Origin of the sequence: Stenotrophomonas sp. SMYL89 (assembly GCF_036319985.1) — a bacterium.
GTDB lineage: Bacteria > Pseudomonadota > Gammaproteobacteria > Xanthomonadales > Xanthomonadaceae > Stenotrophomonas > Stenotrophomonas maltophilia_Q.
In genome coordinates this window covers 172,865-193,043 of sequence record NZ_JAWIRW010000009.1, presented here as the reverse complement: position 1 = coordinate 193,043, position 20,179 = coordinate 172,865, and the positions used below count along the sequence as shown (strand labels likewise).

Genomic DNA, 20,179 nt, shown 5'->3' with positions numbered 1-20,179 from the left:
GGGTCGGGGCGTCAGTTCCGCCTCGGGTCCAGCGAGATCAGCCGCGTGGCATCCAGCAGCGCCGCCGGCAGGTGCATGCCGCCCGGCGCAGCCAGATAGCGCGGTCGCCACTGCGGGTCGAACTTCGACTTGAAGCGGCGCAGGCCACTGAATCCATAGAAGCGTTCGCCATGCCGCGCCAGCAGGCCGGCCAGCCGGTTCCAGCGCCCAGCCAGGCGGTGCTGGGCCAGCCCGGACAGGGGCGCCATGCCCAGCGAGAAACGCGCATAGCCCTGTGCACGACCCCACAGGAACAGCTCGATGAACAGGAAGTCCATCGTGCCCTTCGGGGCCTCGTTGACGTGGCGCATGAGGTCCACCGACAGCTCGGCACCGGCCGGTGCCTGCCACAGGTTGGCGAATGCCACGATCTGGCCCTCGGCTTCGACCAGTGCCACCGGGAAGCGCGCCAGGTAATCCGGATCGTAGCTGCCCAGCGAGAAACCCTTCTCGTCGCCGGCCTTGTCTTCCAGCCACGCGTTGGAGATCGCGTGCAGGCGCGGAAGCAGGCTGGGAACCTCTTCCACCGGTGCCACGCGGAACGACAGGCCGCCGCGCTTGCCGCGGTTCCAGGCCTGGCGCAGGTCGGCGCGTTCGCGGCCTTCCAGGCCGAAGTCGTGCAATGGCACGATCGCTTCCTCGCCCAGCTTGACCAGGCCCAGGCCCAGGTCGAGATAGGTCTGCCAGTAGGTCTCGCCGATCTGGTAGAACACGGGGCGCAGGCCGAGCCGGTCGGCTTCCTCGCGGAAGCGCCAGATCAGCGCGCGCGCGACCTCGGGCGGGCCGACCGGATCGCCCATCGCGATCAGCGATCCGCCGTAGCGCTGCATCATCACGAAGCCCTGCTTCGCGTCATCGCGCAGCACCGCCTTGTCGGCGGTCAGCACCAGGCAGGCCTGGGTGTCGGTGGCACCGGCCAGGACCGGGGCCAGTGACTGCAACGTGGATTCGTCGGCCGGTGGCAGCGGGCTGCGGGTGCTGTGCAGCAGCCGGGCCAGCCCGAACATCACCAGTGCGATGGCCACCACCAGCAGCGCACGCAGTGCGCGCGGTGCGTTGCCGGATATCGCAAACTGCCACCACAGCTCGTTCTGGTATTCGACATGGCTGTAGGTGAAGAACAACAGCCAGGTGACTGCCACCAGTACCAGGCCGAGGTTGCGCAGCCATGGCCACGACCAGGCTTCATCCAGCAGCGCGCCCTGGCGATAGAACTCGCGGCGTGCGGCCCACAGCGCCATCGCCACCAGCAGCGCGGACACCGCGATCAACGGTTGGCCACCGCGCAGCCACAGCGGCAATGGGGTGATCACGCACACGGCCATCGCCAGCATCCATGCGGCATGGCTGCGCCGGGCCAGGCCCTGGCCGATCAGCAACAGGGCGACGCCGCTGAGGCTGCCGATCAGATGGGACGTCTCCAGGATCGGCAGTGATGCGTTGACCAGGTGGCGGCGCGGCGTGGGCAACGTGCCGTCGATGACCAGTGCAGCACCGATGCTGAACACTGCCAGCGCGATGATCTGCGGAAGCCACGGCCGCAATGCGTTCCAGCCGGCACGGGTTGCACCGGCACTGGCCTGCAGCGGTTGCCGCAGCGCCGGAGCCAGCGCGAGCAGGGTTGCCAACAGCAGCGGCAGCACGTAGTAAGTGACGCGGTAGATCAACGCCGCAGCCAGCACCGCAGCCGGTGCGACCTGTGGCAGCAGCTTCAGCAGGCTCCATTCGAACACGCCGAGTCCGGCGGGCACGGTCGAAACCAGTCCGGCCAGCACCGCGACCAGGTACAGGCCAACGAAGCCGGGCAGGCCGGTCGGCGTCGAGTCCGGCAGCAGTACGTAGAACGCGGCGCTGGCCAGCACCAGTTCGATCACGCTGAGCACGGTGACGCCGATCATGGTGCGGCGGTCGGGCAGCCACAGCGCATGGCCGAACACGCTGAACTGACGCCCATCGCGGCCGACCAGCAGCAGGGTGGCCGCATAGGCCAGCAGCGCGACGATGCCGACCACGCGCACCGCATCCGGGTCCAGTGGCAGTGCAAGTGCCGCGGCCGCCGGTTCCATGCACAGCGCCACGCTGATCAGCAGCCAGGCGCCGAATACGAAGCCGAGCGTGCTCATCAGCACGACCTGGCCGATCTGCGCCAGGTCCAGGCCGGCGGTGCGGTAGCCGCGCAGGCGCACCGCACCGCCGGTGAGCGCGGCAAAGCCCACGGTCTGGCCGAGCGTGTGCGCCAGGAACGCCGTAATGCCGATGCGCGCCGGATGCACGTGGATACCGCTGCGGCGCAGGCCGATGGCATCAAAACCGATCAGGCAGGCATAGCTGGCCAGGCCCAGCACGACAGTAAGCGCGATCTGCGTGCCACTGAGCTGGTGGAAGGCATGGCGGATGGCGCGGTAGCCGTTCTCATCGAACTCGTTGGCCAGGCCGTGCAGCGCCAGCGCAAGGATCAGCAGCGGGACAACGATGGTGAGGACCCGCTTCCATGCCGGGGTGGAGGGAGCGGTGGCGGGAGCGGTGGTTTCGGTCATCGGCGCAAGCGTGCGTCAGGGAGGGCGAGGGTGGTGTCAATGCAGCCGTGGCGCATCGTGCGCCTGTCGCTGGCATTTGACCAGCGCCGCTGTCGGAAGCCGGTAGTGAGCGTGCGTGGACGGCTGCCCTGCACCCATCGTTGACCGGTTTGGAGGACAATGCAGGCCTGATCACCCGCAGGAGCCACGCCCATGATGGAGCGTTACGACGTCGGACCGCGCATGTCCGAAATGACCGTGTACAACAAGGTCGCCTACCTCTCCGGCCAGATTCCGGAAGACACCAGCCAGGACATCACCGGGCAGACCCGGCAGGTGCTGGCGGAGATCGACAAGCTGCTGGCGCTGGTGGCCAGTGATCGCCAGCATGTGCTGCGCGCCGAAGTGTTCCTGGCCGACATGGCCGACTTCGACGGCATGAACAAGGCATGGGATGAGTGGGTGGTGGAGGGTGCGACCCCGGCGCGCGCCACGGTCGAGGCCAAGCTGGCCCACGCCGAGTGGAAGGTCGAGATCGTAGTGACGGCGGCAGTGCCGTAACGGCAGGGTCACCTCCCAGCAGTGGAGGAGGGGGTAGAGTCGACTGTTGGTCGACTGTCGCGCGCAGCGCGGGGTTTTGCGCCGCCGGAACGAAGAGCAGTCGACTAACAGTCGACTCTACCCCGCCGCTCCGCCGCTCCGCCGGTTGGTCCGGTGGCTACGCTGGTACCAGCTCGATGCAGTCCACCGGGCAAGGCGGGATGCACAGCTCGCAGCCGGTGCACAGGTCGGCGATCACCGTGTGCATATACTTGGCGCCGCCGACGATGGCGTCCACCGGGCAGGCCTGGATGCACTTGGTGCAACCGATGCAGTCGGCTTCCACGATCAACGCCACCTGCGGCGCCTTGTGCTCGCCGCGCGAGCGATCGAATGGAATCGCCGGTATGCCCAACACCTGGGCCAGCGCGCGTGCACCGGCATCGCCACCCGGTGGGCAGCGGTCCACGCCTGCCTCGCCACGCGCCATCGCCTGCGCATACGGGCGGCAACCGTCGTAGCCGCATTGCCCGCATTGGGTCTGTGGCAGCAGGCGGTCGAGGCGTTCGGTCAGGGGCGGGATCAGGCTCATGCGTGGCGAAGGCTGCGCGTTGGGTTACTTCAGGGGTTTGCCGCGGAACCAGCGCTCGTGGGCCAGCGCCAGCATCGGCTTGTCTTCGGAACTGTCACCGTAGGCATGGATGCGCACGTAGCGCGACAGATCGAACTGGCGACGGATGTGCTCGACCTTGCGTGGGCCGCAGTCGCCACCGGCATAGCGACCGGTCAGGCGGCCGTCCTGGCTTTCCAGCCGGTTGCAGATCAACTGCAGGCCCAGCTGCTCGCACCACGGCCGCAGGTACAGGTCCAGCGAGCCGGACACGATGACCACGGTGTGCTGCTGTTCCTTGTGCCAGCGGATCTGCTCCAGCATTTCCGGGCGCACCACGTCGGGCAGGAATTCGCGCGAGAAGCCGGCGGCCAGGGTGGCGATGTCGTCACTGTGGCGGTCGCTGAAGGTCAGGCGGGTGACGCGCGCGCGGATGCGTTCGGCCGAGATCAGCTTCAGCTTGTACGCGAGCAGCCACGGGCCGACCTTCCACCACGCCTGCGCCAGTTGTTCGGCGGTGGCCACGCGGCGCAGGAAACGGCCGTAGGTATCGCAGGTGGTCACGGTGTGGTCGAAGTCGAACAGCGCCAGTTCCATTCCGTTGCCTCCCATCGCGTTGCCCCGTGGCCGGTGCCGCCGGCGGGCGCGGCCGCAACCACGCCCGCTGCAGGCTTCAGCGGACCGGCATGCCCGGCTGTGCGCCGCTGTCGGCGTCCAGCAGCGCCAGCGCGCCACCGTCGAAACCGGCCGACAGGATCATGCCTTCGCTCAGGCCGAAGCGCATCTTGCGCGGGGCCAGGTTGGCGATGAACACCACGCTGCGGCCGACCAGCTTCTCCGGCTCGCCGTAGCTGCCACGGATGCCGGAGAAGATCTGGCGCTTGCCCAGTTCACCGGCATCCAGTTCGAAGCGCAGCAGCTTGTCCGAACCGTCCACGAACTCGCAGACCAGCACCTTGCCGATGCGCAGGTCGAGCTTGGCGAAATCGTCGATGCCGATGTAGGTCGGGGCGTCGGCGCCCTTGGCTTCTTCCTTGGCCGGTGCCGGTGCGGCCGGCTTGACCGCTTCGGTCTTGGCGGCGGGGGCGGCGGCAGCGGCCGGCTGCAGGGTGTCCTTGGAGGCGTCGATCATGGCGTCAATCTTCTTCGGGTCGATACGGGTGAACAGCGGGGTGTAGTCGGTGATGCGGTGGCCCAGCAGCGGCTGCGCCAGTTCGGTCCAGTCGTTCACCGGCGCGGCCAGGAAGGCCTCGGCCTGCGCGGCGGTGGCCGGCAGCACCGGTTTCAGCGCGGTGACCAGCACGCGGAACAGATTCAGGCCCTGACTGCACACCGCTTGCAGCTGCGCGTCGGCGCCTTCCTGCTTGGCGATCACCCACGGCTTGACGTCGTCGATGTAGCGGTTGGCTTCGTCGGCCAGGGTCATGGTCAGGCGGATCGCTGCAGCCGGGTCATTGCGCTCGTAGGCTTCACGGATCGGCGCCAGACCGTCGACGAAGCGCTGGTACTGCGCCGCATCGGGGAGCTGCGCGGCCAGCTGGCCGTCGAAGCGCTTGCTGATGAAGCCGGCGCAGCGGCTGGCCAGGTTGACGAACTTGCCGACCAGGTCGGCGTTGACGCGGGCGATGAAGTCACCCAGGTTCAGGTCGAGATCGTCGACGCCACCGCCGGACTTGGCGGCGTAGTAGTAACGCAGCGCTTCCGGTTCCAGCCCGGCGTCGAGGAAGGTGCGCGCCATCACGAAGGTGCCGCGCGACTTGCTCATCTTGGCGCCGTCCACGGTCAGGTAGCCGTTGACGTGCAGGCGGGTCGGCGCGCGGTGGCCGGTGCCGTGCAGCACCGCCGGCCAGAACAGGCCGTGGAAGTTGACGATGTCCTTGCCGATGAAGTGGTGCAGCTCGGTGCTGGTACCGGCGCGCAGGTGCGCTTCGAAGTCCTCGCCGAGCCTGCCGCACAGGGTCTGGAAGCTGGACAGGTAGCCGATCGGCGCGTCCAGCCAGACATAGAAGTACTTGCCCGGCTGGCCGGGAATCTGGAAGCCGAAGTACGGCGCATCGCGCGAGATGTCCCACGCGCGCAGGCCACCTTCGGCATTGAGCCATTCTCCGAGCTTGGCCTTCACGCCCGGCAGGGCGACGTCGCCGGCCAGCCATTCGCGCAGGAACGCGTCGAAGTGGCCCACCTCGAAGAAGAAGTGCTCCGAATCGCGCATTTCCGGCGTGGCACCGGAGATCACCGAACGCGGCTCCTTCAGGTCGGTCGGCGCATAGGTGGCGCCGCACACTTCGCAGTTGTCGCCGTACTGGTCGGGGCTGCCGCAGTTCGGGCAGATGCCCTTGACGTAGCGGTCGGGCAGGAACATGCCCTTGGCCGGGTCGTAGAACTGCGCCACCGAACGACGGCTGATGTGGCCGGCCGCTTCCAGCTTCAGGTAGAACTGCTCGGTCAGCGCCTTGTTGGCCGCCGAATTGGTCGAGTCGTAATGGTCGAAGGCGACGCCGAACGCGGCGAAGTCACGTTCGTGGCTGGCCTGGATGTTGGCGATGAAGGTTTCCGGGGTGACCCCGGCCTTTTCCGCAGCCAGCATGATCGGCGTGCCGTGGGTGTCGTCGGCGCAGACGAACCAGGCCTTGCCGCCGCTCATTCGCCGCGCACGCACCCAGATGTCGGCCTGGATGTAGCCGACCAGATGGCCCAGGTGCAGCGGGCCGTTGGCGTAGGGCAGGGCGGTGGTGACGAGCGCGGTACGGGTCATGGTCGCGGGGTGAAGCCGAGGGGAACCGCAGAGTATCGCATGCCCGCAACGAGGTGACCCGGCCGGGGCCGGGTCACGGGGATGAAGCGGGGGCCGGGGCGCTTATTCGCGCTGCCAGGTCTGCGCGCGGCAGATGAAGGCGATGCAGCCGGACACGTCAAGCCTGGTGCCGCCGGGCTGCAATTCCATCTTCGACTTGTAGGTCTTGCCATTGGCCGGATCGAGGATGGTGCCGCCGGACCACTTGTTGGCGCCGTCGGCCTTCAAGTTCCAGAGGATGGTCATGCCCTTCACCGGCTTGTTCTTGTTGGCGCCTTCACAGCCGTCACAGACCGGGTTCGGGCCCTTGTCCGAGTGCAGGATGTCGACCACCTTGCCGGTCAGGGTGCCGTTGGCGGCCTGGGTGATCTCGACGATCGACTTCACCTTGCCGGTCTTGTCGTCGATGGTCTTCCAGCGGCCGGCGGCGCCATCGGCGGCCTGCGCCGAGAGCGCGGCCAGGCACAGCGGCAATGCCAGCAGCAGGGTCTTGAAGGTCTTGCGCATGGTCCCCTCCCAGGGTTCATTCCGGCACGATGCCGGTACGGGTCGACTGTATACCCATTCGGCGGGGTATGGGGAAGGGGGGGGCTTTGCAGGGCTGCGCCCTGCACCCGCAGAGGCAACGGCAACAGCCGAAGCAACAGCAAAAGCGGACTTGCTGGGGGATGGCGGGGCACTGTGGGTTTGCGGGGCCGCCGTAAACCCGTCCCTGGGGGCTTGGTCGCCGCATCCATGCGGCTCACACCCCGCAAACCCACAGTGCCCCGCCTTCGACAGGTCTCCGCAATCTGTCGGAATGGCTCGGCCTGCTCTTGGTGGGTGTCGACCTTGGTCGACACGTAGATCCACGCCATGCGTGGATGGCGTTTCCGGTGGCGGCGGCGGGGTCAGATCCCTTTTCCGTCGGAAAAGGGTTCTGACCCCCGGGGGCGTCAATCGACTTCGTACAGCTCCAGCGGCAGACCATCCGGATCGGCGAAGAAGGTGAAGCGGCGGCCGGTGTATTCGTCCACGCGGATCGGTTCGCAGTCCACGCCGTGGCTGGCCAGGCGTTCGATGAACGGCTCCAGCGCGGCGACCCGGAACGCGAGGTGGCGCAGGCCCTGGGCTTCGGGGCGGCTGGGCCGGGGCGGCGGCGCGGGGAAGGAGAACAACTCCAGCTGGCTGCCATCGGGCAGCGCGAGGTCCAGCTTCCAGGAGTCGCGCGCGGCGCGGTGGTTCTCGGCCAGTACGCGCAGGCCGAGGATCCGTACGTAGAAGTCCTTCGAACGCGCGTAGTCGCTGCAGATCAGTGCGGCGTGGTGGATGCCCAGCAGGGCGTCGGAAGCGGCAGTCATTGCAGGGTGTCCAGCCAGCGCTGGGCAATCTTCAGCGCCAGCGGATAGGGTTCGGGGTCGTTGCGGTTGGTCAGCACGATCACGGTCAGGTGCTTTTCCGGGTGGCGCACGATCACGTTGCGGAAGCCGATGCTCTCGCCGCTGTGCCATTGCACCGGGCCGTTCAGGCGCCAGCCGAAGCCGTAATGCGGCACGTCCGGTTCCGATGTGGTCGTGGCCGGGCTGAACATCGCGCGACGCGATGCCTTCGACAGCAGGCGGTCGTCATACAGCGCGGCATCCCAGCGGGCGAGATCGTCCAGCGAGGAATAGATGCCGCCGTCGCCGAGCACGGCGCTGGTGGTGCTCTGGTCGGTGCGCTGCCAGCGGCCGTCGATCCAGCTGTAGCCATAGGCACGTGCGGCCACCGTATCAATACCGTCCTGGTGGGCCACGGTGTGGGCCATGCCCAGCGGCGCGAAGATGCGCCGCTGCAGGAAGGCGGCGAAATCCTGGCCGGAAGCGCGCCCCACGATCAGTGCCAGCAGTGCATATCCGCTGTTGCTGTAGCGGTACTGCGTACCGGGTGCGAAGTTCAGGCGGTTCTCGCGCGACAGCAGGGCCAGCACATCGGCATCGTGTACCTGCCGTGTGTCCGCCGGGTCCATCAGGTCTTCGTAGTCGAGCAGGCCGCTGGTGTGCGACAGCAGCTGGCGCAGGGTAATGGCCGCTGCGGCCTGCGGCAGTTCCGGAAGCCAGCGCCGCGCCGGCTGGTCCAGCCCGAGCCGGCCGTCTTCCACCAGCAGCAGCACCGCCGCAGCGGTGAACTGCTTGCTGACCGAGGCCAGCCGGAAGTTGCTGGCGGCGGTCACGGCAGTACCGTCTTCCACCACCGCCAGGCCATAGCCGCGACGGAACACCGGTTGCCCGTCGTGCAGTACCAGCACTGCGGCGCCGGGTACCTGGCCATCGTAGGCCTGCATCAGGCCGTCGATACCCGCATCCGGTGGGGTCAGCACCGGTGCGGGGGAGGTGGCCAGCGGCAGCAGGCCCAGCACGACGGCGAACAGGACGACGGCAGGGCGCATGGCGGCTCCGGAAGGGTCAGGGTGAAGGGGTGGGTGCAGCGCTGGCCGGCTGCGCCATCCAGCGCTCCATCTTGCGGTCCAGCACGTCCAGCGGCATTGAGCCGTCCTTCAGCAGTTCGGCATGGAACCGGCGCAGATCGAAGGCTGCACCCTGGCGTGCCTTGGCCTTGTCGCGCAGGGCAACGATGGTGGTCAGGCCAGCGACGTTCGACAGTGCCTGGCCGGGCTGGGCCATGATCCGCTCGACTTCAGCGTTGGCATCATCGCTGCTCATGTCCACCGTCTTCTGCAGGTAGGCCACGGCCTGCTGCTTGCTCCAGCCCTGTGCATTGACGCCGGTGTCGGCGACGACGCGCGCGGCGCGCAGCAGGCGTGAGTACAGGTAGCCGATACGGTCGTAGGGATCGGTGTAGACGCCGAGGTCTTCACCCAGCGTCTCGGCGTACAGGCCCCAGCCTTCGACGAACGCAAGATCGCCACCGAGGCGACGGAAGCGTGGCAGCTTGGCCAGTTCCTGCTGCAGGCCCAGTTGCACGTGATGGCCGGGAATCGCTTCATGCAGGTACTGCACCGGCACGCTCCAGCGCTTGCGGCTGGGCAGGTCGCGGGTGTTGATGTACAGCACGCCCGGCTGCCCGGCCGGCGACGGCTGATAGGCTGCCGCGGCGGCGGTGAGCGCACGTTCCGGTTCCACCGCACGCACTTCCAGTGCGGACTTCGGCAGCGTATCGAGCACCTGAGGCAGACGCGCGTTGACCTGCTGCTGCACCTGGCGGTAGCGGCTGATCAGGGCATTGGCATCGCTGTACTGGAACTGGCGATCGTTACGCATGCTGCGCAGCAGCTTGGTCGGCGTGCCGCGCAGCTTCGCGTCCTTCATCACCGTGGCGATCTGTGCCTGCAGTTCCTGTACGCGTTGTTCGCCCAGCGCGTGCAGCTGTGCGGCGGTCTGGTCGCTGGCGGTGGTCTGCACGATCAGGTTGGCATACCAGGCCTGGCCGTCGGGCAGCGCGCCCATGCCGCTGCTGGCGCGCGTGGCCGGCAGGTACTCGGTGGCGATGAAGCCGCGCAGGGCGCGGTAGGCCGGCATGATGCGCAGCTCGATCATGCGCTTGTATTCGGCGCTGATGCGCGCCTTGTCTTCGGCTGCAATCGTGTTCGGCATCGTGCGGATCGGCGACCAGAAGATGCTCTCTTCAGCGGTCGGCGTGATCACCGCATCCAGCTGCGGCAGCACCTTTTCCATCAGGTCGCGCGGCTGCACCACGCCGGCCTTCATGCCCTGGCGCATGTTGTCGATGGCCTGGTCGAACAGTTCGGGAATGCCGAGCGAGCGGCGCGACCAGGTGTCGTAGTCCTGCACGGTGTTGAACGGCTGCGCGCCGGCGCCGGAGCCGAGGATCGCCATGATGCTGCCGATGTTGTAGTACTGGCTGATCGGCATCATCCAGCTTGGGTAACGCTCGGCAGCCAGCGAGGCGCGCGCGTCGCGTACGAAGATCTCGTAGCTGAGCAGGTCCTGGCCCTGCAGGCCGTCGCTGCCGAGTTTTTCGACCTTGCCCAGCCACTGTGTGGTGAAGTCGTGCGACTGCTGGCGCCAGGTGGCGGACAGGATGTTGGGCAGCTGGTCGTTGTAGCGCGGTTCGCCCTGGAACGTGGCCTGCAGCGGGTTCAACCGCATCGAGGCATCCCAGTACTCGTCGTACAGGCGCTCCAGCTGTACCTGCTTGGGCACGGCACGGGCCGGTGCGACCGGACGCGGCGCAGCGCGGCGCGTCGAACTGCCACGGGCCGGTGCGGTGGCACGGGTGGGCCTGGCCTTGGGCTTGGCGGCTTGGCGGGTCTGCGCAGCGGCAGGGCGGCTGGCCTTCTTCTTCGCTGCTTCGGCCGGCGGCACGGCACTGAACAGGAACAACGCAGCAATGGCAGCGGCCAGCACGCGGGGGGAATACGGCATCAAGAAGCTTCCGTGGAACACAGACCGTGGAGCTTGCACGATCCGCGCGCGTACGGCCAGCGTGAAGGCGCAGTCAGCTTGGTGGCGCTGGGGCTTCAGTCAGCCGCGGCGGCGGCCCGCAGCGCGGCCGCCCTGTCTGCGCCCAGATAGCGGGTGATCGCACGCCGCATCAGGTACAGCAGCGGAATCAAGGCAATCGCAAAACCCATCTTGTACACGTAGTTGACGCTGGCGACCGCAAGGAACAGCGAGGTCGGCCAGTGTTGCGGGCCCAGCACGAAGGCGATCCAGATCACCACGAAGCTGTCCACCACCTGCGAGATCGCGGTGGATCCGGTCGCACGCAGCCACACGTGGCGCTCGCCGGTGGCCTGGCGGATGCGGTGGAACACTGCCACGTCGATCAGCTGGCCGAGCAGGAAGGCCACCAGCGAACCGGCAATGGTCCACATGCCCTGGCCGAACACGGCGGCAAACGCGGCCTGGTAGTCCGGAACGCCGTGGCGGTCCATCGAGGTGACCCACCAGCTGGCCGGCGCCAGCGAGATCGCAGCGAAGGCGAACAGGAAGCCATAGGCGATCAGGACCACGGCCAGCCACGAGATGAAGCGCACGCCGCGCTTGCCGAAAAACTCGTTGATGGTGTCGGTCATGATGAACACCACCGGCCACAGCAGGGTGCCGGCGGTGAAGCTGAGCGAGCCGGTCTGGCCGAACAGGTTCCAGTTCAGCGGATCGATGCCGAGGGTATCTTCCAGCGCGAAGATCTTCACGCCGATCAGCTCGGCCAGCACCGCATTGCCGCAGAAGAACGCGGCCAGCACGATGAACAGCAGCACCGCGCGGTCCTGCAGCGGGCGCTCGATCGGCGCTGCGGTCATTCGGCGCGTTCGCCGGCGCGGGTGAACGGCACGCTGGACGGTGCGACGGCGCCGCCGGAAATGATGAAGCTCATCGCCTGGTCAACGGTCCAGTCGGTGGGCGTCAGCAGCTCCACCGGCACGATTTCCAGGTAGCCCGAGGTCGGGTTCGGCGTGGTCGGCACATACACCGCGGCCAGCTCACGGTCGGTGCCGTGTTCCTTGATCACGCGGGTGACCAGACCGACCGACTTCATGTCGCGGTGCGGGAAGTCGATCAGCACCACGCGCTGGGTGCTGCCCGGCTCGGTCTGCAGCATGTCCAGCAGTTTCTTGGCGCTGTCGTAGATGATGCTGGCCAGCGGGATGCGCTTGATCACCGCGCCGACCCAGCGCAGCAGGCGCTGGCCCAGCACGCGGCGGCTGGCCACGCCCACCGCCAGGATCACCAGCAGGGTGGCCAGCAGGGCGATGGTGTCCTGGATCCACTCGGCGCGGACCCAGCCCAGATAGTGCGGGAAACTGGTTGCGATCTGTTCGGACAGCGGCACCACCAGCGGGCTGGAGATGCCCGACAGCAGTACGAACACGAACTTGACCACGACCCAGGTGAGCCAGATCGGCAGCAGGGTCAGCAGGCCGGTCAGGAACAGGCGCTGCAGGGAAGGGCGGGGGACCAGGGCGGGGGCTTCGAGCGACATGTGCGCATTGTAGCGGTCACTGCCGGTCGATTACGCTGGCGGATCGACTGCGGCAACGAGCCATGGAAGGGAAGCTGTGTTGAAGATTCTGCGCGGACTGGGGTGGACCCTGGCGGGCCTGCTGGTGCTGGCCATCGTGGTGTGGTGTGCCTCACGCATGTGGCCGGTGCCGGAATCGCGATTGCAGGCGCAGCAACGGCTGGAGGCGCGGCTGCCGGCGAACGGGCGCAATGGCTATCCGCTGTTGTGGACACTGGCCTTTGACGACCTGGATGCCGGTCAGCGCGAGCAGGCGCTGGCCGAGGATGTGCGGCGCTGGGAGGCCGACCCGCGCGGTGGCAACCTCACCCCGTCTCACCTTGCGGCGAACCACGCCGAACTGCGCGCGCGGGCGTCCGCCAGCTGCGGGCCCAGCGCCCGCGACTGCCTGGCACAGGTGCGGGCCGATCCGCAGCGGTTTGCCGAGGCCCATGCCGGCCATCGCCAGCTGCACGCACGGCTGGACGCGCTGGCCGAAGCGGACCACTTCGTGTCGCCGTTCAGACCGAAGGGCGACGGCATCATGGTGCCGCTGCCGACCTACGGGTTGATGCTCGATGCCACCAGTGCACGCGCACTGGCCTATGTGCAGGGGGACATCGATGGCGCGCTGCGTGGCAGCTGCCGTGGCCTGCAGCTGGGTCGTCGGCTGGTGCCCGGTGGCAGCTATCTGGTCGAGAGCATCATCGGCGCCAGCCTGGTGCAGGCCAATGCGCAGCTGCTGGCCGACATGCTGGTGGAACTGCCTGCCGACCACCCGCTGCCGGCCGAATGCGAACGCGCCATGCAGCCGATGCGGGCCGACGAGCAGAGCCTGTGCCGTGCAATGCAGGGCGAGTACGCGATGAGCCGCGCGGCAATCGCGTCTTCGGCCCAGGAATTTGGCGGGGTCCTGGTGCTGGACCGCAGTAGTACGCTGGCGCGCGTGGCGGGCAATCTGGGCTGGGCCTGTGGGGCGGCAGCGACCGCGGCACTGGAGGCGGACCGCCCGCTGCCGGTAGCGGCGCCGCTGCAGCATGACTTCGGGTGCCTGTCGAACGTGATGGGCTGCGTGCTGACCGACATCGCTGGCCCGGTCTATCCCGCCTATTCGTCGCGCACCCAGGATGCCGCGGCGATGCTGCGCCTGCTGGGCGCGCAACGCTGGCTGCGGCAGCAGGCGGGGGACCCGGTGGAGGCGCTGCAACGGTTGCCGGCGCAGTTTGCCTCGCCGGTGCGGGCGCCACAGCTGTCCGCCAACGGGCGTTCCCTGCAGGTACCGCGTCGCTCGCCCACCCGCGGCAACGACGAAAGCCCGTGGCTGTCGGTGCCGTTGGCGGCCGGCGCCGCCCCAACCGCCGCTGCCCGCGACTGAGCGGCGGGTCAGTCGCCGCCGGCCTGCGGATCGAACACCCAGCCATCACCAACGGTCTGCAGCGTCCAGCGGCGGCTGCCGCGCAGTGGCTGCCAGCGCACGCTTTCCTTGTCGTCCTCGATGCTGCCCTCGGTCCGCTTCACCTTGCGCGTGGAAAAATTCACGCTCACCGAGGTGGCCTGTCCTGAATTGCGCATCACCGAGTTCTGGTCATAGCCGATCAGCGCGAAGGCATCGTCCTGCCAGCGGAAGGTGAAGGCGGTGGTACCCATCGACCAGCTTCCCGCGCTGGAGAAGGAAAACAGCGCCACCCTCAACGTGCCGCGCTGGATGCTGACACCGCCATCTTCAAGCGGGTCGCTCATCACCGGGTTGTCCGGCCGAGGAATCAGATGGTGGTCCTGCACCGCCAGCACATAGCCGGCCGGGCGTGACCACGCCACGGCGAGAATGCGCGGGTTGCTGTCGTAAGGCGATGGGCCGAAGCCATCGTGCTCGATGACATTGCGCGGATCCTGCTGGCGCAGCACCAGCACCAGGTCCGCGCGGCCATCCCGGTCGAGATCGCCTTCGATGCTGGACTCCAGCGTCCAGCCCTCGGGCACGAAGCCGGTGGCAGTGGCCGCCTGGGCCGGCAGCGTCGGGTACTGCACCGGCGGCAGGTCGAGTGCATGGGCCGCGCAGGGCAGGGGGCTCAGCAGTGCTGCAAGGGTGTAGGGACGCATCGGAGCCTCCATGGCAGGGGGCCAGAGGATAGCGCCTGTGCGGAGGATCAGCGCGCGTGCGGCTTCAGGCGCAGGTACACCTGCTTGCGGACCTGTGCGACCACCTCGCCGCTTTCATCCACCACGTCGTTGCTGAACCAGCGCAGCACCTTGTCGCCGCTGGCGGCCTCGGCGCGAAGTTCGTCCAGCAGCGCGTCATCGATGCGGAATGATGTGCGTACGGTGCCACGGCCGGGCTTGAGGAAGTCGATGGCGCCTGCGCGGTCCCACACGTAGTAGTCGCGGCCGAGGATGTGCAGCAGGCCGAGCATCCAGAACGGATCGGTCATCGCGAAAAGGCTGCCGCCGAAGTGGGTACCAACGTAGTTGCGGTTCCATGGCCGAAGGCGCAGCTCGACATCGATCTGCCGGTAGTCGGGGGTGATGCGGGTGACGTGGATGCCGGTGAACAGGAAGGGCGGCCAGAGGTTGATGCCGAAGCGGAACAGGCGGGCGTTCATGCGGATCCGGGGGGCGCTGGGCGAGGTGTCCAGTCTAACCATTCGCATGCGTATGTTGCACCCCGGTGGCGCCGGTCACGCGCTGCCGTCGATCACATACCCGTCGCGCCCATTCGCTTTGGCCTGGTACAGCGCGGTGTCGGCCCCTTCGACGAAATGATGCGGTTGCAGCTCGCCGTCCGGGACACGGGTGAACACGCCGATGGTGAGCGTGACCCGGTCGTCGCTGCCATCACCATGTGCCGGCAACGCACGCACGCAGTCGATCAGGTCCTGGATCACGAGCCGCGCGCCCTCGGCCGGGGTATCGGGCAATACCAGCGCGAATTCATCGCCACCGTAACGCGCGGCCATGTCGCGCGGGCGCCGAGCATGCGCGCCGATCAACCGGGCGACGTCCCGCAGCACGCGGTCGCCGAGCTGGTGACCATGGCGGTCGTTGTGGCGCTTGAAGTGGTCGACGTCGATCAGCGCCAGGCTCAGTGGCTTGCCGTTGCGTCGCGCGGCGTCGCATTCCTGCTGCAACGCCTGTTCGAAGCGCAGGCGATTGCCAAGGCCGGTCAGTGCGTCGCGGTTGGCCTGCCGGTGCCAGGCCGAAATCCGCCAGATCGCCCAGGCCAGCAGTACCAGCAGGATGCCCAGCAGGGCGGTGGCCGGCGCCCACCAGAGGTTGCTGGTGCGCAACAGCAGCCAGCTCAGCAGAGGGGCAAGCGGCAGCGAACACAACGCCGCCAGCCACGGCAGGCGCAGGCCGAGCAGGATCACGCACAGCGCCACCAGCACAGCACTGATGGCGTGCTGCCAGAAGCGGGGCAGCACCTCGATCTGCTTGTGCTGCAGCAGCATCGAGGCGATGTTGGCCTGGTACTCGCTGCCGCTCATCCAGAACTCGCGGGTGGTCGGGGTCAGCAGGCGCGGCGCGATGCCGCTGGCGGTCATGCCGACGATGATGCGGCGGCCATGCAGCATCGCCATGTCCACGTGGCCATCGAGTACGTCTGCGTAGGAAACCTGCGGCAACTGCTCGGGGGGGCCGGCATAGCGCACCCGCACGTAGTCGTTGCGGCGCCATTGATAGGGCGAGCCCACCTCGGGGTCGGGGTCGGGCAGGCCGCGCACCGCGCCGGAGGGCAGGCCGGTCAGGGCCAGCCCGAGCGCCGGCCAATGCGCCTTGCCGATGCCTGCATGCAGGTAGATGCCGCGGGCGACGCCGTCACTGTCCACTTCAACATCGGTGTGGCCGATGGCGGCGGCACTGGCCGCGATCTGCGGAACCGGCAGCATTTCCTCGGCCATGCGATCACCGGCTGCCGGTGCGGCCAGCACCGGTAGCACCACCCGGCCATTGCGACGGATGGCCGCGGCCAGCGCCTCGTCCTGGCGGCTGTCGCGGCGGTCCGGCTCGGACAGCATCAGGTCCAGCGCGACCCGTTCTGCACCGGCATCGGTCAGGCGGTCCAGCAACCGGGCGTGGACCGAGCGCGGCCACGGCCATTGGCCGATGCGTTGCAGGCTGCCTTCGTCGATGGCCACGATCAGAACGCTCGGGTCGGGTCGATAGTCCCAGTTGCCGACCATCGCGTCGTAGGAGGCCTCGTCCTGCCGCCACAGCCATTGGCCCTGGCTGGCGACGATGGTCAGTATCCCGGCCAGCATGGCCAGCAGGATCCGCTTCGACCAAGGCAGCGGCGAGCGCCTCACAACAGCAGCCACAGCAGCAAGGCACCACCGCCGGTGCCATAGCAGAGGCGACACGGCAGGGCGATCTGCTGGGCAGGCGAAAACTCGCCGGCATGGCCGTCATCGTCGATGTACTGCACGCGCACGTGGAGGGTGCCGCGCCACGGACGCTTGAAGCTGACCTGCGGTTCGGCCACGGTTTCGTCGACCAGCGGTGCCTTGAAGTCGCCGCGGCGGTCGACCTGGACGCGATAGCGCTGGCCTTCGCTGCCGGCCTGCCAGCGCAGGGTCAGTTCACCATGCGCGGCCTCGGGCGGTTGCAGCGCAGGATCGACCGGTTCATTGCTGAGTTGCAGCGGCAGCGCCTGGCCATAGCGTCCCTGGTGGCCGTTGGCATCGCGCGAGGCGACCCGCCAGAAGTAGTGGCCCGGCGGCAATGGCTGCGCCAGGCGCAGATCGGTGCCGGTGCTGGTCAGTTCCTGCAGTGGCTGTACGAAGCTGGAATCAGCCGCGATCTGCAGCACGCTGCTGCGCGCACCGGGGGCCTGGCTCCAGCGGAAACGCGGGCGGTCGCTGTTGATTGTCTGTCCATGCAGCGGGGCCAGTGTCAGCGGCGGTGGCGGCTGGTCGCTGAGTTCGAAGTCGGCGCTGGCATCGATGCCTTCCACACCCTGAGCATCGACCGCGCGCAGCAGGATGCGCAGCTGGCCCGGCGGCAGGTCACCGATGGCCAGGCGGGTATCGGTGGTGGTGGCAGCGAACAGCAGGATCTCCGGCGTGGCGGCCTGTACCACTTCAACGCGGTAATGCGCGGCGCCGGTGACCGGAGACCATGCCAGCAGCGTCGGCAACGGGGCCAGGCGCAGTTCATCGTTGCGCAGCTGCGGTGCCGGCAGCAGTGCGGAGACTGCGTCCGGTGCGGCGTCTGCACTGCCGCTGCGGGTGGCCTGTCCCGGTTGGACCATGCGCTGGCCATGGGTATTGCCGACCTGCACCTTGCCCTGCAGGACCTCGGTGGCCGCGACATCACGACCGTCGCCGGCACTGACCCGGAAGACGGTGCCGCGCACGCTGCTGGTGGCGGTGGGCGCATCGATGATGTAGCGCGATGCCGGGCCGCGCGCGGGCGTCACCCGATTGCTGGCGCGGCCCTGCTGCAGGCGCAGGCGAGTGTCCACCATGCCGGTGTGGCCATAGCGGCTGAGCTGGTCCAGGCGCAGGCGCGAGTACTCACGCAGCTGCAGGCGCGAGGCATCGGCAAATTCCAGCGTGACGCTGGATTCGCCCTCGGTCTGCACGGTGTCACCGATGTGCAGCTGCTCGCCGGCCTGGATGGCGCGGCTGGCGCTGCCGTCGCCACCGGACAGTTCGACCTTGCCGCGGACCGAGAGCACCCGCGCCGGCGCCGGTTCGGTGCGCAGCCAGCTGATGGGAAAGCGCAGCAGCTGGCCGGGCGGCAGCCGGTAGGGGTTATCGATGCGGTTGTGCTGCTGGAGCTGTTGCCAGCGCACCGAGGGTTTCAGATACACGCCACCCAGGTCCCACAGGGTGTCGCCGGGACGGACCCGGTAGTTCCAGTCCTGCGCGGCGGCGATGGCCGGCAGCAGGAGGAGGGCACAGAACAGGGCGCCCTTGGAGCGCATGGCAGACGACAGCGAGCGGACGAAGGTCACAGTTTTGCAATCCCGGCAATGCGGGGGTGCAGCTGCAAGACCCCATGGCCCCGACCTCATCCCCCCGAACGGATCGTGGCGGCCGTACGGCCGCCATCGCGCGCATTATTGCCTGCGTCCAGTGCAGGGATTCTGAACGAACCCGGCTCCCGTTCAGAACAGCAGGGAGGCCATCCTGCGGCGGTACTGGCCGACCAGGTCCTCGTCGGAGATCACATTGAAGGCGTCGATCAGCGCCTTGCGCGGCAGGCCTTCCTCGAAACTCCGGTCGATCCGCAGCATTTCCAGGAACTGCGCCAGCGCGGCTTCGTCATGGCCGCCGAGCAGCAGCTGCACGCCGCGCAGGTGGCGGGCCTTGAGGTCCTTGCCATCGGCGGCGATACGCGCGTCCAGCACCTCGGCGGCCGGGGCGTCCTTCAGCGCGGCGGCAAAGGACAGGCGGGCGCGGGCGCGCACGGCGCGGTCGTCGGTGGCCAGGTTGGCGGGCAGGCCGTCGATCAGCGTGCCGGCTTCGTCCACGCCGCCGATCTGCAGCAGGGCCAGGGCCAGGTCAAGCTTCAGCTCGTCCTTGTCCGGCTCGGCGGCGATCTGCGCACGCAGCACGTCAACTTGCGCCTGCGGGTCCAGCGGTGCTTCATCCGCGGTGGCAGTGTCACCAATGTCGGCCGGCACGATGCCGTGCTGGGCCAGGAATTCACGCAGCTGGCCTTCCGGAATGGCACCCGGGAAGCCGTCCACCAGCTGGCCGCCCTTGACCAGGAACACGGTCGGCACCGACCGGATCTGGAAGGCGGCCGCGATCTGCTGTTCCTTGTCGACATCGACCTTGGCCAGCTCGAAGGCGCCGTTGTATTCGGCGGCCAGCTTTTCCAGCATCGGGCCCAGGGTCTTGCAGGGGCCGCACCACGTGGCCCAGAAGTCGACCAGCACCGGCGTCTGCAGCGACTTCTGCAGGACTTCGGCCTCGAAGGTCGCAGTGGTGGCGTCGAATACGTAGGTCGTCTCGGTCATGGGGGAGGCATCGATTGGCATCTGGAGACCGATTCTATGGTGACGATCGCTGCCGGTCTCAACCCGGACTGCGGCAAATGCCCGACAATGCGTCGTTCCCGCCGTCGTTGCTCCCGGAGCCTGCATGACCTCCCCGCCTTCCCTGTTGCGCCTGTCCGGCCTCGCCGCCGCACTGCTGTTCGTGCTGGCGGTGCTGGGCTTCGGCGCCGGCCTGGACGGCTATGCACAGGCCCGCCACCCGGTGGCCCTGCTGGGCGCACACGGCGTGCCGCACGCGCTGGCCTTCAATCTGCTGGGCTTCGTGTTGCCGGGCCTGCTGGCGGGGGTGGTGGCCGAGTGCCTGCGCCGGCGGTTGCCTGCCACGGCTGGCTGGGCACCGCGGGTCGGCAGCCAGATGCTGCTGCTGGCCGGGCTCGCATTCGCTGCGATGGGCCTGCTGCCGCTGGATGTGGACGACCTGCACGGGCCGGCCAGCCAGCTGCATGCCAGCGCCTGGATGATCTGGGTGCTGGGCTTCGTCGCCGGTACCCTGCTGCTGGGCATATTCAACGTGCGCCAGGTGCACGGGCGTGTCCAGGGGGGATTGTTGGTGGCCTGCGGGGTGCTTGCGGCACTGGCCGCCTTCGCCCTGCAGGGCCTGGTGCCGGCACCCCTGGCACAGCGCGTGGCCTTCGCCTGCTGGGCGCTGTGGCTGGTGGTTGGGCTGCCGCTGTCGCGACCGCGCTGAGACGGATCGTGGGGGCCGGCGGCGGCACTGGCCGGCGGCCGGGTTT

The 20,179-nt window shown here is 68.2% G+C and carries 18 protein-coding genes; 3 read left to right on the top strand and 15 right to left on the bottom strand.

From position 1 onward, the window contains the following. Positions 1-11 precede the first annotated feature (11 nt). Complete coding sequence (gene mprF, locus V3B41_RS13540) at positions 12-2,576, bottom strand: bifunctional lysylphosphatidylglycerol flippase/synthetase MprF (protein WP_049426795.1); 2,565 nt, start codon at positions 2,574-2,576, stop codon at positions 12-14. 192 nt (positions 2,577-2,768) lie between these two features. On the opposite strand from mprF, the gene V3B41_RS13535 reads away from it, so the two are divergent. Continuing rightward, the gene (locus V3B41_RS13535; RefSeq protein WP_049426796.1) at positions 2,769-3,116 is read left to right on the top strand and encodes a RidA family protein; all 348 of its coding nucleotides are present in this window, start codon (positions 2,769-2,771) and stop codon (positions 3,114-3,116) included. 157 nt (positions 3,117-3,273) lie between these two features. On the opposite strand, the gene rnfB is transcribed toward V3B41_RS13535, so the two are convergent. From rnfB to V3B41_RS13490, 9 genes are all read right to left on the bottom strand, one after another. Beyond that, entirely contained in the window at positions 3,274-3,687 is a 414-nt protein-coding gene (rnfB, locus tag V3B41_RS13530) for an Rnf electron transport complex subunit RnfB (protein WP_053091925.1), read from the bottom strand. Between the two features lie 24 nt (positions 3,688-3,711). Beyond that, positions 3,712-4,302 carry an HAD family hydrolase gene (locus V3B41_RS13525; protein WP_049426797.1) on the bottom strand — a complete coding sequence of 197 codons (591 nt, stop codon included), beginning with the start codon at positions 4,300-4,302 and terminating at the stop codon, positions 3,712-3,714. 76 nt (positions 4,303-4,378) lie between these two features. Beyond that, positions 4,379-6,460 (bottom strand): methionine--tRNA ligase, encoded by a 2,082-nt coding sequence (metG, locus tag V3B41_RS13520; RefSeq protein ID WP_049426798.1) that lies wholly within the window; start codon positions 6,458-6,460, stop codon positions 4,379-4,381. A 102-nt stretch (positions 6,461-6,562) separates the two neighbouring features. Continuing rightward, positions 6,563-7,006, bottom strand: coding sequence for a DUF2147 domain-containing protein (locus tag V3B41_RS13515; RefSeq protein ID WP_049426799.1), 444 nt, complete (start codon positions 7,004-7,006; stop codon positions 6,563-6,565). A gap of 428 nt (positions 7,007-7,434) precedes the next feature. After that, positions 7,435-7,839, bottom strand: a complete 405-nt coding sequence (locus tag V3B41_RS13510; protein ID WP_049427711.1) for a VOC family protein — start codon at positions 7,837-7,839, stop codon at positions 7,435-7,437. After that, positions 7,836-8,906 carry a serine hydrolase domain-containing protein gene (locus V3B41_RS13505; protein ID WP_049427713.1) on the bottom strand — a complete coding sequence of 357 codons (1,071 nt, stop codon included), beginning with the start codon at positions 8,904-8,906 and terminating at the stop codon, positions 7,836-7,838. The genes V3B41_RS13510 and V3B41_RS13505 overlap by 4 nt, the downstream gene beginning before the upstream one ends. 16 nt (positions 8,907-8,922) lie before the next feature. Then, positions 8,923-10,863, bottom strand: coding sequence for a DUF885 family protein (locus tag V3B41_RS13500; protein ID WP_049427716.1), 1,941 nt, complete (start codon positions 10,861-10,863; stop codon positions 8,923-8,925). Positions 10,864-10,958: 95 nt separating this feature from the next. Then, positions 10,959-11,744: a queuosine precursor transporter gene (locus V3B41_RS13495; RefSeq protein ID WP_049427718.1), complete on the bottom strand. Its 786-nt coding sequence runs from the start codon at positions 11,742-11,744 to the stop codon at positions 10,959-10,961. Then, complete coding sequence (locus V3B41_RS13490; RefSeq protein ID WP_049427719.1) at positions 11,741-12,424, bottom strand: DUF502 domain-containing protein; 684 nt, start codon at positions 12,422-12,424, stop codon at positions 11,741-11,743. Before V3B41_RS13490 ends, V3B41_RS13495 begins: the two co-directional genes overlap by 4 nt. Positions 12,425-12,500: 76 nt before the next feature. Here V3B41_RS13490 and V3B41_RS13485 point away from each other — a divergent pair, with 76 nt between their 5' ends. Continuing rightward, entirely contained in the window at positions 12,501-13,817 is a 1,317-nt protein-coding gene (locus V3B41_RS13485) for a hypothetical protein (protein ID WP_049427721.1), read from the top strand. A gap of 8 nt (positions 13,818-13,825) precedes the next feature. On the opposite strand, the gene V3B41_RS13480 is transcribed toward V3B41_RS13485, so the two are convergent. From V3B41_RS13480 to trxA, 5 genes are all read right to left on the bottom strand, one after another. Continuing rightward, entirely contained in the window at positions 13,826-14,542 is a 717-nt protein-coding gene (locus V3B41_RS13480; protein WP_049427723.1) for a hypothetical protein, read from the bottom strand. 47 nt (positions 14,543-14,589) lie between these two features. Continuing rightward, positions 14,590-15,042, bottom strand: a complete 453-nt coding sequence (locus V3B41_RS13475) for a DUF4442 domain-containing protein (RefSeq protein WP_049427725.1) — start codon at positions 15,040-15,042, stop codon at positions 14,590-14,592. Positions 15,043-15,117: 75 nt separating this feature from the next. Continuing rightward, the gene (locus tag V3B41_RS13470; protein WP_049427727.1) at positions 15,118-16,743 is read right to left on the bottom strand and encodes a CHASE2 domain-containing protein; all 1,626 of its coding nucleotides are present in this window, start codon (positions 16,741-16,743) and stop codon (positions 15,118-15,120) included. Continuing rightward, positions 16,740-18,395 carry a FecR domain-containing protein gene (locus V3B41_RS13465; RefSeq protein ID WP_049427729.1) on the bottom strand — a complete coding sequence of 552 codons (1,656 nt, stop codon included), beginning with the start codon at positions 18,393-18,395 and terminating at the stop codon, positions 16,740-16,742. The genes V3B41_RS13470 and V3B41_RS13465 overlap by 4 nt, the downstream gene beginning before the upstream one ends. Positions 18,396-18,548: 153 nt before the next feature. After that, a complete protein-coding gene (gene trxA / locus V3B41_RS13460; RefSeq protein ID WP_329861377.1) occupies positions 18,549-19,406 on the bottom strand; it encodes a thioredoxin in 858 nt (285 codons plus the stop codon). Positions 19,407-19,530: 124 nt separating this feature from the next. On the opposite strand from trxA, the gene V3B41_RS13455 reads away from it, so the two are divergent. Further along, the gene (locus V3B41_RS13455; protein WP_049427734.1) at positions 19,531-20,133 is read left to right on the top strand and encodes a DUF998 domain-containing protein; all 603 of its coding nucleotides are present in this window, start codon (positions 19,531-19,533) and stop codon (positions 20,131-20,133) included. The last annotated feature ends 46 nt before the right edge of the window (positions 20,134-20,179 follow it).

Coding starts and splice junctions, on each gene's coding strand:
- mprF (WP_049426795.1), bottom strand. CDS start 2,576: ATGACCGAAACCACCGCTCCCGCCACCGCTCCCTCCACCCCGGCATGG.
- V3B41_RS13535 (WP_049426796.1), top strand. CDS start 2,769: ATGATGGAGCGTTACGACGTCGGACCGCGCATGTCCGAAATGACCGTG.
- rnfB (WP_053091925.1), bottom strand. CDS start 3,687: ATGAGCCTGATCCCGCCCCTGACCGAACGCCTCGACCGCCTGCTGCCA.
- V3B41_RS13525 (WP_049426797.1), bottom strand. CDS start 4,302: ATGGAACTGGCGCTGTTCGACTTCGACCACACCGTGACCACCTGCGAT.
- metG (WP_049426798.1), bottom strand. CDS start 6,460: ATGACCCGTACCGCGCTCGTCACCACCGCCCTGCCCTACGCCAACGGC.
- V3B41_RS13515 (WP_049426799.1), bottom strand. CDS start 7,006: ATGCGCAAGACCTTCAAGACCCTGCTGCTGGCATTGCCGCTGTGCCTG.
- V3B41_RS13510 (WP_049427711.1), bottom strand. CDS start 7,839: ATGACTGCCGCTTCCGACGCCCTGCTGGGCATCCACCACGCCGCACTG.
- V3B41_RS13505 (WP_049427713.1), bottom strand. CDS start 8,906: ATGCGCCCTGCCGTCGTCCTGTTCGCCGTCGTGCTGGGCCTGCTGCCG.
- V3B41_RS13500 (WP_049427716.1), bottom strand. CDS start 10,863: ATGCCGTATTCCCCCCGCGTGCTGGCCGCTGCCATTGCTGCGTTGTTC.
- V3B41_RS13495 (WP_049427718.1), bottom strand. CDS start 11,744: ATGACCGCAGCGCCGATCGAGCGCCCGCTGCAGGACCGCGCGGTGCTG.
- V3B41_RS13490 (WP_049427719.1), bottom strand. CDS start 12,424: ATGTCGCTCGAAGCCCCCGCCCTGGTCCCCCGCCCTTCCCTGCAGCGC.
- V3B41_RS13480 (WP_049427723.1), bottom strand. CDS start 14,542: ATGCGTCCCTACACCCTTGCAGCACTGCTGAGCCCCCTGCCCTGCGCG.
- V3B41_RS13475 (WP_049427725.1), bottom strand. CDS start 15,042: ATGAACGCCCGCCTGTTCCGCTTCGGCATCAACCTCTGGCCGCCCTTC.
- trxA (WP_329861377.1), bottom strand. CDS start 19,406: ATGACCGAGACGACCTACGTATTCGACGCCACCACTGCGACCTTCGAG.
- V3B41_RS13455 (WP_049427734.1), top strand. CDS start 19,531: ATGACCTCCCCGCCTTCCCTGTTGCGCCTGTCCGGCCTCGCCGCCGCA.